The following is a 16,707-nucleotide window of genomic DNA, read 5'->3' on the forward strand; positions in this document are numbered from 1 at the left end:
CTTCACCTTCCCCGGGGGCCGCGCGCGGCCAGTTCCGTCGTCGTGAACAGCGGGAGTAGTCGTGGATCGCCGGGCTCGAGGCCCACGCGTTCGACAGTGGGCGAACTGCCCCGCAGCGCCAACGCCGCCGCCTTGTCCGCGGGGGACTCGCCCGGCAGCGTCGCGCAGAGTGCGACCAGCACGTCGGCGTAGACCGAGTCCCGTTCGGCCAGCGCCAGCCGGATCAGCTCGAGGGACGGGCGGTGCTCGATCAGCAGTTCGCGGCCGCCCGCGGGATCGGCGCGGGCAGCGAATTCCAGGACCATCGGCAGATAGTCGGTCAGTTCACCGCGGGTGTCGACCAGGAAGTCCGACTCCCGGTAGAGCTTCTTGAAGGCGCCGAGGGCGCTCCCGCGGCGCCGGGTGTCGCCGTCGGACCAGTACGTCAGGTACAGCGTCTGCTTCCGCGACAGGTCGAAGACCTCGACGTAGGCCTGGCGGAGTGCCTCCGGATCGCCGGCCGACAGGTGATCGGTCACGCGCAGCAGGGCCCGCGTCTCGGGGCGGTCCGGCTGCTCGGTCAGCGCCGAACGCACAACGGGCAGACGGGTCAGCAACTCGGCGTCCGGGTACGACAGCAGCCACGAGGCCGCCTGGTAGACCACCCGGTCGTCGACCTTGGGCCGGCGGGACAGGGTGGCGGCGATGCGCCCGCGCATCAGCTGTCCTTCCCCGGTCCGGCGGAGGTGGTCGGGAACATGCCCTCGGGGGCGCCGTTGCCGTCCCAGTTCAGCAGGTTCACCCGACCGCGCAGCCGGTGGTCGTCGGTCGCGGTGTCGGTGGTCTGGCGCTGCTTGAGCGCCTGGAAGGTCTCCACCGAGACCGGAGTCGGAATGCCGCTGGCCTCACCGAACGGGCCCGACTCGTACATGCCGGGGCCGTCGTCGTAGTCCAGCGAGCAGGCCATCTCCTCCAGCCGGTGCCCCTGCTCGGTGTGCGCGGTGGGGATCACGTAGCGGTCCTCGTACTTGGCGATCGCCATCAGGTGGTACATCTCCGAGATGGACTCTTCGGTCATGCCGACCGCGGCCGGGATGGACGCGTCCGGTTCCCGGCCGAGGGCGACGTCGCGCATGTACGCGCGCATGGCCGCCAGCTTGTGCAGCACCCCGTCGACCACGGAGACGTCGCCGGCGGAGAACAGCTCGGCCAGATACTCGATGGGGATCCGGAGGGTGTCGATGGCGCCGAACAGGTTGCCGGCGCTCTCGCCGTCGTGCCCCTGCTCGGTCAGCAGGTCCACGATCGGCGACAGCGGCGGCACGTACCAGACCATCGGCATGGTCCGGTACTCCGGATGCAGGGGCAGCGCCACCTTGTACCGCTTGGCCAGTGCGTACACCGGGGAGCGGCGCGCGGCGTCCAGCCAGTCGTCGGGGATGTTGTTCTTGCGCGCCGCGGCCAGCACCTCGGGGTCGAACGGATCGAGCATCAGATCCAGTTGCGCCTCGTACAGGTCGGTGTCGTTCGGCGTGGACGCCGCCTCGGTCACCTTGTCCGCGTCGTACAGGAAGATCCCGATGTAGCGCAGCCGGCCGACGCAGGTCTCCGAACAGACCGTCGGCTGTCCGACCTCGATGCGCGGATAGCAGAACGTACATTTCTCGGCTTTGCCGGTGCGGTGGTTGTAGTAGATCTTCTTGTACGGGCAGCCGGTGATGCACTGGCGCCAGCCGCGGCAGCGGTCCTGGTCGACCAGCACGATGCCGTCCTCTTCGCGCTTGTAGATCGCCCCCGACGGGCACGACGCCATGCACGACGGGTTGAGGCAGTGCTCGCAGATCCGCGGCAGATAGAACATGAAGGTCTGCTCGAAGGAGAACTTGATCTTGTCCGAGGCGTCCTTGCGGAGCTTCTGCAGGATCGGGTCCAGCTCGGCGGTCGCGGCGCTGCCGCCGAGGTCGTCGTCCCAGTTGGCCGACCACGTGATCTTCATGTCCTCACCGGTGATCAGCGACTTGGGTCGGGCCACCGGGATGTCGTCGCCCAGCGGCGCGCTGATGAGGTTCTCGTAGTCGTAGGTCCAGGGCTCGTAGTAGTCGGCGAGCGTGGGCTGGACGGGGCTGGCGAAGATGGTCGCCAGCTTCTGCAGACGGCCACCGGTGCGCAGCCGCAGCTGCCCGCGCCGGTTCAGCGTCCAGCCGCCGCGCCACTTGTCCTGATCCTCGTAGCGCCGCGGATACCCCTGTCCGGGCCGCGTCTCGACGTTGTTGAACCACACGTACTCGGTGCCGGCGCGGTTGGTCCACGCCTGTTTGCACGTCACCGAACACGTATGACAGCCGATGCACTTGTCCAGATTCATCACCATCGCGACTTGAGCCATGACACGCATCAGTAGGTCACCTCCTGGCTGCGCTTGCGGACCACCGAGACGTTGTCCCGCTGGTTTCCTGTGGGGCCCAGATAGTTGAAGGCGTACGACAGCTGGGCGTAGCCGCCGATCAGGTGGGACGGCTTCACCAGCACCCGGGTCACCGAGTTGTGGATGCCGCCGCGTTTGCCGGTCGCCTCCGACTTGGGGACGTCGATGGTGCGTTCCTGTGCGTGGTGCACATAGGTGACGCCCGCCGGGATCCGGTGGCTGACCACCGCGCGCCCGACGAAGACGCCGTTGCTGTTGACGCACTCGATCCAGTCGTTGTCCACCACGTCGATGGCGGCGGCGTCCTCCGGAGACAACCAGGCTGTCGGCCCACCCCGCGAGAGCGACAGCATGAACAGGTTGTCCTGATACTCCGAGTGGATGGACCACTTGTTGTGCGGAGTCAGGTAGCGGACGGTGATCTCCTTCTCGCCCGTGGTGCCCAGCACCGGTTCGCCGAACAGCTTGTGCATGTCCAGCGGCGGCCGGTAGACCGGCAGCGCCTCGCCGATGTCGAGCATCCAGTCGTGGTCGAGATAGAAGTGCATGCGCCCGGTGAGGGTGTGAAAGGGTTTGTCGCGCTCGATGTTCATGGTGAACGGGGCGTAGCGGCGGCCGCCGGTCTCCGAGCCGGACCATTCCGGGGAGGTGATCACCGGCTGCGGGCTGTCCTGGGTGTCGGCGAAGGTGATCCGCTTCTCCTCCGAGCCGGACGCGAGGTCGACGAAGGTCTTTCCGGTGCGTTCCTCGAGCTTCTCGAAACCGTCGACGGCCAACTCGCCGTTGGTGGTTCCGGAGAACATCAGCACGGCTTCGGCCATCTTCACGTCGGTGTCGATGGCGGGCCTGCCGTCGGCCTTGCCGCCCAGCATCACCCCGTTCTTGGCGGCGAGCTTCGGCAGCTGCGAGGCGATGTCGAAGGTGACGTTCTTGACGGTGAAGCCCAACTCGTCCGCCAGCGGTCCGACGGTCGCGAGCTTGTCGGCCAGCGCCGTGTAATCGCGTTCGACGACGGCGAAGTTCGGCAGGTTCTTCCCGGGGACCCCCGGGGAGTCGGTGCCGTACCAGTCCTCGACGATGCCGTGCGGGTTGGCGGCCTCGGCGGGGGTGTCGTGCTGGTTGGGCACGATCACCAGATCACGCACCGTGCCCAGGTGGGTCTCCGACTGCCGGGAGATCTCGCGGGCCAGCAGATGGAACAGGTCGAAGTCGCTCTTGGCCTCCCACGGCGGATCGATCGCCGGGGTGAAGGCGTGCACGAACGGGTGCATGTCGGTGGAGGAGAGGTCGTGCTTCTCGTACCAGGTGGCCGCCGGCAGCACGATGTCGCTCATCAGCGTGGTCGAGGTCATCCGGAAGTCCGCCGACAGCAGCAGGTCGAGTTTGCCCTCGGGGGCCTCATCGTGCCAGGCCACCTCCTTCGGGTGCGGCACCTGCGGATTGTCCGGAGCCATCACGTTGCTCTGGGTGCCGAGCAGATGCTTGAGGAAGTACTCGTCGCCCTTGGCCGACGATCCCAGCAGATTGGAGCGCCACAGCACCAGGGTGCGCGGCCAGTTCTCCGGGGCGTCGACGTCGCTGATCGCCGGCTGCAGGTTGCCGTCGAACAGCTGCTGCGCCACATAGTCCCCGGGGGACGACGCGGTGCCGGCGTCCACCGCGGCCACGGCGTCCTCGGCCACCTGCAGCGGGTTGGTGGAGAACTGCGGGAAGAACGGCTGCCAGCCCATCCGCGCGGACTGGGCGATGGCGTCGGCGGTGTGGTCGTGGTCGAGGGTGCCCTTGGTCAGCGGGGACGACAGCGAACTGGTGGAGTAGCCGTCGCCGCGCCACTGATCGGTGTGCATGTACCAGAACGACGTGCCCGGCTGGGTGCGCGGCGGCCGGGCCCAGTCCAGTCCGTTGGCCAGGGAGATCCAGCCGGTGATCGGACGGCACTTCTCCTGGCCGACGTAGTGCGCCCACCCGCCGCCGTTGCGCCCCTCGCAGCCGGTCAGCATCAGCAGCGCCAGGATGGCGCGGTAGGTGGTGTCGGCGTGGAACCACTGGCAGATGCCCGCGCCCATGATCACCATCGAGCGTCCGCCGGATTCTCTTGCGTTGGTGGCGAATTCGCGTGCGATGCGGATCGCCGCCTCGGCCGGAACGCTGGTGTGCTCCTCCTGCCAGGCCGGGGTGTAGGGCGTGGTGACGTCGTCGTAGCCGGCGGCCCAGTCGCCGGGCAGGCCGTCGCGGCCGACGCTGTACTGGGCCAGCATCAGGTCCAGCACCGTGGTGTAGAGCTTGCCGCCGATGCGCCGCGCCGGGACGCCGCGCCGCAGCACCGAACCGCTGCCGTCGGGCTCGTCGAAGGCGGCCACGCTGATGGCGACGCGCTCGCTGTCCGGGTCGTCGTACAGGCTCAGCCGCGGGGTCACGCCGTCCAGATCCAGGTTCCAGGTGCCCACGCCGGAGTCGGCGTAGCGGTGACCGATGGAACCGTTGGGCGCCACCAGTTCTCCGGTGGCGTCGTCGATCAGCACCGTCTTCCATTCGTCCTCGTCGGCGCTGCCCAAACCCACCTGGTCGGCGGTGAGGAACTTGCCGGGGACCAGTGTCGGCGCGCCGTCGTACTCGAATTCGTCGAGGCCGATCAGGAACGGCAGATCGGTGAACTTGGCGACGTAGTCGTTGAAGAACTCCGTCGAGGTGTCGACGAAGAACTCCTTGAGGATCACGTGGCCCATCGCCATCGCCAGGGCGGCGTCGGTGCCGGCCTGGGCGGGCAGCCATTCGTCGGCGAACTTGGTGTTGTCGGCGTAATCGGGGGAGACCGCCACCACCTTGGTGCCGCGGTAGCGCACCTCGGCCATCCAGTGCGCGTCCGGGGTGCGGGTGACCGGGACGTTGGAGCCCCACATCATCAGGTAGGTGGCGTCCCACCAGTCGCCGGACTCGGGGACGTCGGTCTGATCGCCGAAGACCTGTGGGCTGGCCACCGGAAGGTCGGCGTACCAGTCGTAGAAGGACGTCATCACGCCGCCGAGGAGCTGCATGAAGCGGGTGCCGACGCAGTGGCTGACGATCGACATCGCCGGGATCGGCGAGAAGCCGGTGCAGCGGTCGGGTCCGTAGGTCTTGATGGTGTGCACGTGCGCGGCGGCGGCCATCTCGATCGCCTCGTCCCAGCTGACGCGGATCAGCCCGCCCTTGCCGCGGGCCCGCTGGTAGGAGCGGCGGCGGATCGGGTCGCCGGTCACGTCGGCCCAGGCGAGCACGGGGTCGCCGAGACGCGATTTGGCTTCGCGGTACATCTCCACCAGGACCCCGCGGGCATACGGGTGGCGAACGCGGGTGGGGGAGTAGGTGTACCAACTGAACGCGGCGCCGCGCGGGCAGCCGCGCGGCTCGTACTCCGGACTGTCCGGGCCGACGCTGGGATAGTCGGTCTCCTGCGTCTCCCAGGTGATGATGCCGTCTTTGACGTACACCTTCCACGAGCACGAACCGGTGCAGTTCACCCCGTGGGTGGAACGGACGATCTTGTCGTGGCTCCACCGGTCGCGGTAGAAGATGTCACCCTTGCGGCCCCCGTCGCGGAACACCGCGCGCTTGTCGTCGGACTCGTCCCACTTGGTGAAGAAGCGCCCGACGTCGAGCAGTGTCTGTGCCGCAGTGCCTTGCGTTCTCGGTGTGCCGCCCATGCCCTGACCCTAGGCTGGATTTGACGGCAAGAATGCTCATTTAAAGCATACTCCCTGCAGCCATTGGAGAAGAACATGACAGTTCAGGTCGGAAGTCCCGGGGTGGGCTGGCGCGCACTGAGACTCGAGCATTTCACCTTCGTCATGGCGACCGGGATCGTCTCGACGGCGATCGCGAACACGGGCGCGAAAACGCTGTCGCTGATCATCTTCTGGATCGCGCTGATCGGCTACTTCGTGTTGGTCTCCGGTGTGCTGGCCGGACTGGTGACCGGCGTGCGGACGGCGCGGGGGGAACTGCAGGATGCGACGGTGCGCACCCTCGCCTTCGTCGCCGCCGGCGGTGTGCTGGCCGCGCACATGGTGGGGATGGGATGGCACACCTTCGCGTTGGTGCTGATCATCGTCTCGGCGATCGCCTGGGTGGTCCTCCAGTACGGGGCTCTCGGCGTGGTGCTGGTGACCTCCAGCGGAGGCGAATCCGCGGCGGGCGGGGCCGGTGACCGGCTCCGGCTGTTCAACGGCACGTGGTTCCTGGTGGTGGTCTCCACGCAGGCGCTGGCGGTGTCACTGGCGGCGTGGGCCAAGGGCGTCGACTCCGACGTGGCCGCCACCCTGGCGGTGCTGGCGTGGGGGCTCGGCGTGCTGCAACTGAGCATCGTCGCCGCACTGGTGGCGGCGCGGCTCCTCATCGTCGGGGTGGCCCCGGCCGACGAGGTGGCTCCCTACTGGGTGTTCCTCGGTTCCGGCGCGATCAGCATCCTGGGTGCCGCCGAGGTGCTGGGCACCGCGGAGGAGCAGATCGTGCTGCCGCGCGCGGTGGTGGGCGCCGTGGCGATGGCGCTGTGGGCCTTCGTGACCTGGATGATTCCCCTGACCATCGCCCTGCAGGTGTGGCAGCGGCTGCGCCCCGGATCGATCCACGGCTACCGCGCCGCCCTCTGGTCCATGGTGTTCCCCATCGGCATGTACGGGGAGTCCAGCCGCCAGCTCGGCTTCGTCCGGCACACCGACTGGCTGGAGGAGGTGGGCACCTGGGAGGCCTGGGTCGCGCTCGCCGTCTGGGGCGTGGTGCTGGCCGGTCTGGTGGTGGCCGTGATCCGCAGGTTCGGCGGACGGCCGGTCACTCTCTCCTGACCGCGCCCGCGTTCGCCCGGGTCGCGCTCTCCAGGGTCAGCAGACTCTCGGCGCTGTGTTCGGCGTGGTAGGCGACCGCGCCGCCGCGGATCCCGAACAGTCGTTTGCGCCAGACCAGCCAGACCACTGCGGCCACGTTGATGGCGAGCACCAGGAGTTTGAGCACCGTCACCCGCTCGGTGAGTTCATAGATCTCCATCGGGACGAAGGCGCTGGTGACCACCACGGAGAAGTACTCGCCCCAGCGCTGCATCAGCCACAGTCCGACCGCCTCGACCAGGTGCAGCGCCGCGTAGACCAGGATCGCCGCGCCGATCCAGGTGATGACGGTGGGCGAGAGGGTCAGCGACTTCTCGATGAGGGCGACGCTCCGCGACTCGGCCAGCGTCCAGCCGAGCTGCGCGGCGATCGGTTCGAGGAGGGGCAGTTCACGCTCGAACGCGCGCTCGATCGACTCCTGGCTGTGCCGCAGCCCCAGGATGAACAATCCGGCGACGAGGAGGACGACTGCGTGCAGCAGCCGGTCCAGGGCCAGCAGCCGCATGATCACCATGTCGCGCAGTACGGCACCCCGCGCCACCACCGGAGCGTCCTGGACCGGACCGCTCGCAGCGGGCTCGCCGGTGACGAAGGTGCCACAGCGCAGGCAGCGCCACGTCAGTCCGGCCGCCGTCTGGACGTGCAGCTGATCGGCCAGGTCCGTGTCGTCGGGCCGGTACGTCGCGTGCCCCCGCACACCGCAGGCGAACAACTCGACGTCGAGCTTCATGGCGGCAGGCTACCGTGCGGGCATCGCCGCCGCCCGGGGAACTAGCGCGCGGCGGAGGCCAGCCCGAGCTGAAGCATGAGGAGGGCGTCGTCGAAGACGCCGGCCGCCTTGCTGCTGACCCCGCACACGCCGTCGGACTCGCCCGGAGTCTTGATGAACATCTCCTCGACCTTCGCCTGCGCGTCGAAGACGTTGTCGGCCAGCGTCCCCAGCCGCTGGCCGTCCGGATTGCACCAGCCTTCGGGGACCTGCGCCGCGCCGTTGCGGGAGTTGTCGACCATCACCTTGAGCGGCTTGCCGTAAGCGCCGGCGATCTGATCGGCGTAGTCGACCGTGGTCGCCTTCGATTTGAAGTTCGAGACGTTCAGGCTGATCCCGTCGATGGTGGCGCCGTTGGCGGCCACCTTCTTCAGGTCGGCGGCGGTCTGCGCGACCGTGCGCCACCCGGCGGTGCCCGCATCGAGGTAGACCGTGGCGTTGGCGTTGCCGCCGAGCTTCTGCAGCGCGTACGCCAAGAGCTGGGCGCGTTCGGTGGCCTGGGCCGCGGTGAGTTCGGACATCTGCGGGAGGGCGTCGGGCTCCAGGATCACCACCATCCGGTCGCTGCCGATCCGCGAGGACACCGAGTCGATCCACTGCTTGTACGCCGCGGCGGTCGCGGCGCCGCCGCCCGAGTGGTTGCCCAGGTCGCGGTGCGGCACGTGGTACAGGACGGCGACCGGAGTCGCGTTCTTGGCTTTTCCCTCGGTCACCAGCCGGGTGATGTCGTTCAGGCCGTCGCCGCCGACCCATTGCGCCACCGGGACCGCGGCGAGGTCGTTGATCGCCTTCTTGACCGGGTCGGGGGCGGCGGCGGCCATCCGCTGCAGGTTGGCGTAGTAGCTGGGCCGGGCACCGACCAGGTATGAGGTGTCGGTGCCGGGCAGCGGAATGTCCGGCACGGACGGGGTGCCGCCGAGGCTGCTGTTGCCGCCGTCCTCGCTGAGCTGAGGGACCGCGAAGCCGGGGAGCGGCAACTCCGGGAGGGCGGCGGCGTGGCCGGCCCCCAGCGGGGCCCCGACCAATACGGCGGCGGCGAGCGCACCGGCGGCACGCCTGCGGCGCCGGGCAGCTCGAGTCACATCAACCACATTGGTCACTTTGGCACCAGTCACGCTCGTGAAGCTACCGAACCGATCTGCTCAGACCAAGACCGTGGTTCGGGTCGTTACCGGATCGATAACGCCGCTACCTGCCTACTTCAGGTCACCAGCTGGTCCTCGCCCAGCAGCCGCCACAGCAGCATGGCGTCGAAATCGCCCGCTCGGGCCTCGCTCACTCCGCAGACGCCGTCGGACTCGCCGGGGCGTTTGATGTACAGCTGCTCGAACCGCTCCTGCGGATCGAAACGGTTGTCGATCGTGGTGCCAGTGCGGGCCCACCGCGGATTGCACCACTGCCGATTGGCCGCGCCCGCGCCGTTCCGCGACTCGTCGATGATCGTGTACAACGGTTCGCCGTAGGCCTTCGAGATCGCCTCCGAGTAGGCCCGCGAGTCGGCCTCGGACTGGAAGTTGGAGACGTTCAGGGCGATGCCGGGAATCGTCGCGCCCTTCGCGGAGACCTGCTTCAGCAGATTCGACGTCTGCACCGGAGTCAGCCATGCGCTGTTGCCGGCGTCCAGGTAGACCGCGGTGTTCGGATTGTTCTCGGCGAAGGTGTTCAGCGTCCGCGCCAGCAGTGCGGCGCGCTGGTCGGCGGAGTACTCGTCCATCTCGGTCATGTGCGGCAGGGCGTCTGGCTCCACGATCACGACGGCGGTGTGGGCGCCGATCGCGCCGCTCACCGAATCGATCCACGTGTAGTACTCGCCGGCGAGCTCGGCGCCGCCCGCCGAGAACTGGTCCAGGTCGCGGTCGGGGATGTGGTACAGCACGAACACCGGAATCGACAGCCCGGTGACGGCCAGCGTCCGCCCGATCGTCTCCGGTCCGACGTCGCCGCCGATCCATTCGGCGACGGGTTGTTGACGCAGTTCGTTCAGGGAGTCCAGCGAGCCGTCGGGCAGAAAGTCGCCGAAGTACGACTTCATCTCGTCGGCGGCGGTGTCGAGCTGCTCGAAGTACTCGGGGGTGGTCGCCAACGAGTACGGCGCCTCGACGGGCGCGATGCGGCCGGGCGGCGGCTGGTTCGGCGGCCGCTCGCTCTCACCGCCCCCGCCGCCGCAGGCGGTGAGCGCCGCGGTCAGGGCGACGGTCAGCGCCGCCGCGACGGCGGCACGGTCCAGGCGCGGCATGTCAGTAGACCTCCCATTGCGGCGGCGGTGGCGGCGGCGGAGTGATCTTCACCCAATGCGCGGCACTGTGCAGCCCCTGGTCGTCGTTGATGTACACCATGTAGTTCCCGTGCGGCATCAGGTCGGTGCTGTCCGGGAGGGTGACGTTCACCCGGTTGCCGGCCTGCGTGAACGGGATGTCGACCGACCGCTGGTTGGTGTCGGTGATGTGCGTGACCGATGCCGGCACCATCATGCGCACCGACGTCACCTCGGTCGGGGTGTTGTGCTCGGCCAGCGTGAAGACGCCCCGGGAACCGAGCGGCATGGAGGTGGGGCCGTCGACGATCTCCGGCCTGTTCAGCCCCCGCTGCTGGGCGCGCACGTGTTCCGGCGGGGTGAAGATCTCGAAGCGCTGATCGAACGTGCCGGGCTTCTGATTCTTCTCGTCGGAGAACAGCGGATCCGAGCCGGTCGTCAGGATCTGGCCGCTCGGCAGCAGCATCGCCGTCGAGTGGTAGTTGCGGCCCACCTTCGGATCGGCGATGGTGCGCAGCTTGCCGTCCTGGCCCAGGATGTAGGCGCGGTGCAGGTCGCTCTTGAACATGCCGCGGTACTTGCCTGCGCCGTTGGTGATCAGCAGATCGCCCGACGGCAACGAGACCAGGTTCGGGTAGCGGGTGGCGTCGGCCAGCTCTGCGAGCGGCTCGAAGTGGGGCCGGGGCGCCTTGAGGTCGATGACGTCGATCCGGTTGGTGGACTCCAGCGAATCGCCGACGCCGCCCCCGCCGACCACCACCATCCGCTGGTCGTTGACCGGTCCCAGCCATCCGGCCGAGCCGGTCTCGAGCAGGTGGGGGTCACGGATTCCCGGCACCGGGACGAAGGTGTTGTCGTTCAGGTTCCAGAAGCCCGGTTCCCGGGCCTTGGTGGCCGGCCCCCAGCCGGTGCTCGGCCCGGCGAAGAAGAGCCGTCCCGGCTGCGTCGTGGAGAAGATCGCGGGATAGGTGGGGAAGTACCGCTTGAACTCCGGGCGCTCGGTCCACTTCCGCGTCCGCGGATCGTAGGTCTCGATCTCGCCTTCGAGGATGGAGCCGGCCCCGTCGAGGCCGGAGATGGCCATGACCCGGCCGCTCGGCAGTGTGGTCAGCGTCGGGTACCAGCGGCCGTACTCCATCGAGTCGACCCGCTCGTACTCTTCGGTGCGCGGATTGAACTCGAAGGTGTCCGGGAGGCCCTGGTACTCCTTCTTCTCCATGGTCAGGCGCGGCGCCCAGGCGTGGACGTTCGCGTCGGGGCCGCCGCGCAGGGCGACGTTGAACGCGTGATTGGTGGTGAGCACCCCGTCGGCCCCCTCCACCTCGGACGAGACGTACACGCGGCGTTCAGTCGGGGTGACCGTGTAGTACCACGGGTCTTTCTGCGCCGGTGGCAGGGTGACCGCCGAATCCGAGCGGTACCTGTTGCCGTTGGTCGTGGAGGTGAAGACGGTGCCCTCGGGAATGGTGTAGCCGGCATCCGGGTTCTCGTTGACCACCGTCATCGGGCCGCCCGCGTTGGTCATGTTGACCCCCAACTTCTCGTACCCCTGATTGCCGCCGGCGACCAGGATGTTGCCGTTCGACAGGTGGGCGTGCCCGGCGCAGAACATGTCCACCGGGGTGGGGACGTGCTTCACGTCGCCGGTCGCGGGGTCGTACACGATGGTCTTGTACGTGCCGGCCTCGAACATCTCGACGTCGTTGCCCGATCCGGCGATCAGCAGCACCTTGCCGGTCGGCAGCATCGTGGCGTGGATGGCGTTGATGCGCTCGGACTCGGGCAGCTCGATCACGTCCCACCGGCCGAACTCGGCCTGATACTCCGGCGAGTTGATCAGCCGTTCGTGCGCGATGTTCCGGATCAGCATGGCCGCCGGCGGCGCCGTGATCGTCAGGGCGACGCCCAGCGCCACCAGAATGACCGGTATCCGCCACCAGCGGCGCAGCAAGCGTTCCGTCTTCGTCATCTCATCCGTCCTTCGCGGCGATCGCCACCAGCGCGGTGTCTTCGGCCGGGGTTGTCGCCGGCCCGGGATCGTCGGCCCGGCGGCGACGGCGACGTGGGGTGCCGGCGAGCCAGATCACGACGGGGGCGAGGGAGAGGAACAGGGCGATGGCCGGCCAGGTGAGCGTCGCCACCGACCCGTATCCGGTGGTGATGATCCGCCAGGCGATCACCACGTAGAGCACCGCCCAGAACAGACTCAACCGGAAGGTGAACAGCGAATCGCGGTTCGCGGCGGTGCCGCCCTTGGGAGTCACATCGAACGTCGGGTTGGAGGTGACCAGCGACTTGAGGAGGGCGGAGACGTAGATCGGGGCCGCGGCGACACTCATGAACATCCCGTAGACGCCCCAGGAGTTGGCCGATTCGTACGGGCTGACGTTGTGTCGCCGTGCGGCGATGAAGATGGTGACCTGCGCGATGATGGTCCACGTGTAGAACAGCACCCAGTGGCCGGGATCGACCACGGTGCCGCTGCCGCCGCTCAGCGCGAAGAGGCCGGCGTTCACCGCGCCCAGAATCCAGGTGACCGCCATGACCGGATAGAAGGCCATGAGCAGCGAATAGTGCAGGACGCGGCGCGGGCTGTGCCACGTCTTCATCATCTGGAAGATGAACGGTCCGGCGATGACGTGCCGGATGGCGCCGGTCGCCCAGCGGTTCTGCTGCTTGAAGTAGGCGCCCCAGGTGTTCGGGCCCTCACCGTGTGCGAGCACGTCCGGGGTGTACACGGCCGTCCAGCGCCGCCCGGTGTCCGGGTTGCGGTTGGAGAGGGCTTTCAGGCCGGTCGCCAGGTCTTCGGTGATGGACGGCTGGGCGCCGTCGATCTGCTCGAACACCGACGTGCGGAGCGCGTAGTTGGTGCCGACCAGCATGGGGCCGCCGTAGGAGTTGGCGGCGGGCTGGATCAGCGAGTGGAACACGAACTGCTGCGACTCGGCGAGCTTGGCCACCACGTGGACGGTGGAGTTGGCGTACGCCTGCGGCGCGGCGACGTAGGCCACGTCCGGGTCGTTGAAGTAGCCGCACAGACGGCTGGTGAGCTCGGGCATCGGGACGTGATCGGGATCGAGGCCGATGAGCACGTCGTACCGGGGGTACTCCGGGTTCTCCCGGATCATCTCGTACGCGGCGTTCACGTTGCCGTGCTTGGTCTTGGTCGCGAACTTCTTTCCCCGGTGATACTTGCCTATGCCGTAGCGGCTGACCCGGTGGATCCGGTGGCCCGGCGACGCGTTGAGCCGGTCGATGGTCTCCTGCACCGCGTGGGGGTGGTCGGGGTCGCCTTCGTCGAGGACGAAGATGTCGATCAACGCGGGATCGTCATCGTCGCCGGCCTGGGTGCCGTGCGGCACCTCGAGCCGCTGCGCGGCCCGGAGCGTCTCGTCCAGCATGGTCAGCGACTCCGAGATCGGGACGAAAGTGACGAGGACCGCGACCTTGAGGTTCTTATGGGGTTTGACCGGGACCGGTTTGCGCACCAGCGACGTGGCCATCGACAGCATGCCGATGAGGAGGAGGCGCAGCACCTCCACGGCGAGCGTGGCGACCACCACGGCCGCGGCCGCCAGGCCGGCGGCCCGCAGGATCCGGTCGCCCAGCGGCGGGCCGGACCGGAGCAGCCAGACGGCGTAGGCCACCGACAGGCTCAAGGTCACGAGGGCGAGCAGCCACGACCACAGGGTGCCGGGGATGCCGGACATCCGCCGGAACCGGACGGTGGAACCGGCGTCGTCGACGACCGGACCGGAGGTGGCGGACTTGGTGTGAATCAGCTGTTCGGTGAACTCGTCGATGACAGCGCAACTGGGGGCGGTGAACACCGGTGCCGAGTCGCTGCCGGCAGACGGCTCGTCGGTCTCGGAATCGGCGCCCGGTGCGTCGTGCTCGGCCGTCTGGTCGTCGGCAGCGACACCGTCGCCGACGGTCTCTGCGTCGTCGCCTGCCGCCTCGTCGGCGGCAGCTTCGTCCTCGACTGCCTCGTCCTCGACTACTTCGTTCTCGACTGCCTCGTCCTCGACTGCCTCGTCCTCGGTAGCAGCCTCATCGCCGGCCGCTTCGCCGCCGTCATCGCCGCCGTCATCGTCGATGGAATCATCGGTGTCGGACGCGTCGGTCGCGGATTCGTCGACCTCCACGGACTCCTCGACGTCCTCGACCTCGGAAGAGACAGAATCTGCGGCCCCGTCGCCGGTGTCGGCGTCGGGTGAGGGGGCGTCGTGGGACGGCTCGGTCTTCTCAGCGGGGAAACCAGGAGCCGGTTCATGATCGGTCTCCGGGGCAGCCACCGCTGCCGCCTCCCCGACCTCGACGACCGGAGTGTCGTGCACCTGCGTCAATCGAGCCAACCCCCTTCCTATCCTTAACACCGGAAGAGTCAACCTTACTGTGAGAGAGATAAGAGCGTTGGACCGTCCTCCAAAGGGAGGACCCCCTCGTGTCGGCCGAAATGTGCTGCTCCACGCGGCTCGTGGAACGCGCTGGGATCGTCCGACGCGAACGGGCTCCGAACCCATGCTCCCTCGTCTGCAGTATCGGACGCAGGCGACTCGCGGGGTGCGGAATCGGCGATTATCACTCCGAAAGACCCTTCGGTGGCGTCGAGCTGAGAACGGCGGGAACCGACGGAATGCCGAAGCGGGTCGGCTCAGCTGGGAGGGGCCGCGCAGGGGGCGAGTTCGAAGTCGCTGACCGGCCATCGTCGTCGGTCATCCGTGTCGCCGGGATCTTCAGCGCGTCGCTGCGGAGAGGCGTGGTGACACGAGAAGACAGCGACGATGCCGTTCGGCAGGCGTCCGCTCCCAGCAGCGTCGATTTGGTCATCGGGCCCCCGGTTTCCTACACTTGAGCGGTTGCCCGGGTGAACTGTGCCCCCGGGAGCCACAACTTCATACCTTTTCCGGTCCCGGCGAAAAGCCAATGGAACCGGACAGGGTCGCGGAGAGAGCGATCGATCCGCAGAACCTTGCACAACTATCCACTTCGTGGAAGGCCCACCGGAGTCGCGGGTACGCCCGCTTCACCGTTGCATGGGAACCGCTACGAGAAAGGTTGACGGTCAACCATGACCATGACTGACCCGATCGCAGACTTTCTGACGCGTCTGCGTAACGCCAATTCGGCGTACCACGACGAGGTGACTCTGCCCTCGTCGAAGATCAAGGTGAACATCGCCGAGATCCTCAAGCGTGAGGGCTACATCACCGACTTCCGCGTCGAAGACGCCGAGGTCGGCAAGAAGCTCATCGTCACCCTCAAGTACGGCCCGAGCCGGGAGCGCAGCATCGCTGGTCTCCGTCGCGTCTCGAAGCCCGGCCTGCGGGTGTACGCAAAGTCCACCAACCTGCCCAAGGTGCTGGGCGGCCTCGGCGTGGCCATCATCTCCACGTCGTCGGGCCTGCTCACCGACCGCCAGGCAGCCAACCAGGGCGTGGGCGGCGAAGTCCTCGCCTACGTCTGGTAGGGGAGCGCAAAAACTATGTCGCGTATCGGTAAGAACCCCATCGAGATCCCCGCTGGTGTCGAGGTGACCATCGACGGCCAGGACGTGAAGGTCAAGGGCCCCAAGGGCGAACTGAACCTCACCGTCACTGAGCCCATCGAGGTGGCCAAGGAAGACAACACCATCGTGGTGAGCCGGCCGAACGACGAGCGCCGCAGCCGCGCTCTTCACGGCCTCAACCGCACGCTCGTCAACAACCTCGTCGAAGGTGTCACCAACGGGTACACCACCAAGATGGAGATCTTCGGCGTCGGTTACCGCGTGCAGGCCAAGGGCCGGGACCTCGAGTTCGCCCTCGGCTACAGCCACCCCGTTCCGATCGAGGCTCCGGAAGGCATCACCTTCGCGGTGGAGTCCCCGACCAAGTTCTCGGTCTCGGGTATCGACAAGCAGCAAGTCGGCCAGATCTCGGCGAACATCCGCCGCCTGCGTCGCCCGGACCCGTACAAGGGCAAGGGCATTCGCTACGAAGGTGAGCAGATCCGCCGCAAGGTCGGAAAGACGGGTAAGTAAGACATGAGTGAAGCAATCGACCGCACGCCCATCGGCAAGGACGCGTCGACCCGTCGCCGCAGTGCGACCAAGCGTCGTCACTTCCGTCTGCGCAAGAAGGTCAACGGCACCGCGGCGCGTCCGCGCATGGCCGTCAAGCGCAGCAGCCGCCACATCCACGTTCAGGTGATCGACGACCTGAGCGGTCACACCCTGGCCGCGGCCAGCTCGATCGAGGCCGACGTGCGCGGGCTCGACGGCGACAAGAGCGCCCAGGCCGCCAAGGTCGGCGAGCTCGTCGCTCAGCGCGCCAAGGCCGCCGGCATCGAGACAGTCGTCTTCGACCGCGGCGGCAAGGCCTACCACGGCCGCATCGCCGCACTGGCCGATGCCGCTCGTGAGGGAGGCCTGGCGTTCTGA

The 16,707-nt window shown here is 67.9% G+C and carries 12 protein-coding genes; 4 read left to right on the forward strand and 8 right to left on the reverse strand.

The window, feature by feature from the left end; genetic code table 11:
* Positions 1–2: 2 nt before the first annotated feature.
* From narJ to ABD732_RS04530, 3 genes are read right to left on the reverse strand one after another with little or no spacing between them, the layout of a single operon-like run.
* Positions 3–698: a nitrate reductase molybdenum cofactor assembly chaperone gene (gene narJ / locus ABD732_RS04520; RefSeq protein ID WP_344781013.1), complete on the reverse strand. Its 696-nt coding sequence runs from the start codon at positions 696–698 to the stop codon at positions 3–5.
* Positions 698–2,374, reverse strand: a complete 1,677-nt coding sequence (narH, locus tag ABD732_RS04525) for a nitrate reductase subunit beta (protein WP_344781015.1) — start codon at positions 2,372–2,374, stop codon at positions 698–700. Before narH ends, narJ begins: the two co-directional genes overlap by 1 nt.
* A complete protein-coding gene (locus ABD732_RS04530) occupies positions 2,374–6,087 on the reverse strand; it encodes a nitrate reductase subunit alpha (RefSeq protein WP_344781017.1) in 3,714 nt (1,237 codons plus the stop codon). Before ABD732_RS04530 ends, narH begins: the two co-directional genes overlap by 1 nt.
* 75 nt (positions 6,088–6,162) lie before the next feature.
* On the opposite strand from ABD732_RS04530, the gene ABD732_RS04535 reads away from it, so the two are divergent.
* The gene (locus ABD732_RS04535; protein ID WP_344781019.1) at positions 6,163–7,224 is read left to right on the forward strand and encodes a tellurite resistance/C4-dicarboxylate transporter family protein; all 1,062 of its coding nucleotides are present in this window, start codon (positions 6,163–6,165) and stop codon (positions 7,222–7,224) included.
* Here ABD732_RS04535 and ABD732_RS04540 read toward each other — a convergent pair.
* From ABD732_RS04540 to ABD732_RS04560, 5 genes are all read right to left on the reverse strand, one after another.
* Positions 7,211–7,993, reverse strand: coding sequence for a DUF2127 domain-containing protein (locus ABD732_RS04540; protein ID WP_344781021.1), 783 nt, complete (start codon positions 7,991–7,993; stop codon positions 7,211–7,213). The two genes, ABD732_RS04535 and ABD732_RS04540, sit on opposite strands and share 14 nt — an antisense overlap.
* A gap of 41 nt (positions 7,994–8,034) precedes the next feature.
* Entirely contained in the window at positions 8,035–9,147 is a 1,113-nt protein-coding gene (locus ABD732_RS04545; RefSeq protein ID WP_344781023.1) for a glycoside hydrolase family 6 protein, read from the reverse strand.
* An 86-nt stretch (positions 9,148–9,233) separates the two neighbouring features.
* Entirely contained in the window at positions 9,234–10,268 is a 1,035-nt protein-coding gene (locus tag ABD732_RS04550; protein WP_344781025.1) for a glycoside hydrolase family 6 protein, read from the reverse strand.
* Position 10,269: 1 nt separating this feature from the next.
* Complete coding sequence (gene glxA / locus ABD732_RS04555) at positions 10,270–12,255, reverse strand: radical copper oxidase GlxA (RefSeq protein ID WP_344781027.1); 1,986 nt, start codon at positions 12,253–12,255, stop codon at positions 10,270–10,272.
* Position 12,256: 1 nt separating this feature from the next.
* Entirely contained in the window at positions 12,257–14,641 is a 2,385-nt protein-coding gene (locus ABD732_RS04560; RefSeq protein WP_344781029.1) for a glycosyltransferase family 2 protein, read from the reverse strand.
* A gap of 716 nt (positions 14,642–15,357) precedes the next feature.
* On the opposite strand from ABD732_RS04560, the gene rpsH reads away from it, so the two are divergent.
* Genes rpsH through rplR form a run of 3 tightly spaced genes read left to right on the forward strand, consistent with a single transcriptional unit; the run spans position 15,358 to position 16,707 of the window.
* Entirely contained in the window at positions 15,358–15,756 is a 399-nt protein-coding gene (gene rpsH / locus ABD732_RS04565; protein ID WP_344781031.1) for a 30S ribosomal protein S8, read from the forward strand.
* A 15-nt stretch (positions 15,757–15,771) separates the two neighbouring features.
* Positions 15,772–16,308, forward strand: a complete 537-nt coding sequence (gene rplF / locus ABD732_RS04570) for a 50S ribosomal protein L6 (protein ID WP_344781033.1) — start codon at positions 15,772–15,774, stop codon at positions 16,306–16,308.
* Between the two features lie 3 nt (positions 16,309–16,311).
* Positions 16,312–16,707 (forward strand): 50S ribosomal protein L18, encoded by a 396-nt coding sequence (rplR, locus tag ABD732_RS04575; protein WP_344781035.1) that lies wholly within the window; start codon positions 16,312–16,314, stop codon positions 16,705–16,707.

The sequence above is a fragment of the Gordonia caeni genome, assembly GCF_039537105.1.
Classification (GTDB): domain Bacteria; phylum Actinomycetota; class Actinomycetes; order Mycobacteriales; family Mycobacteriaceae; genus Gordonia; species Gordonia caeni.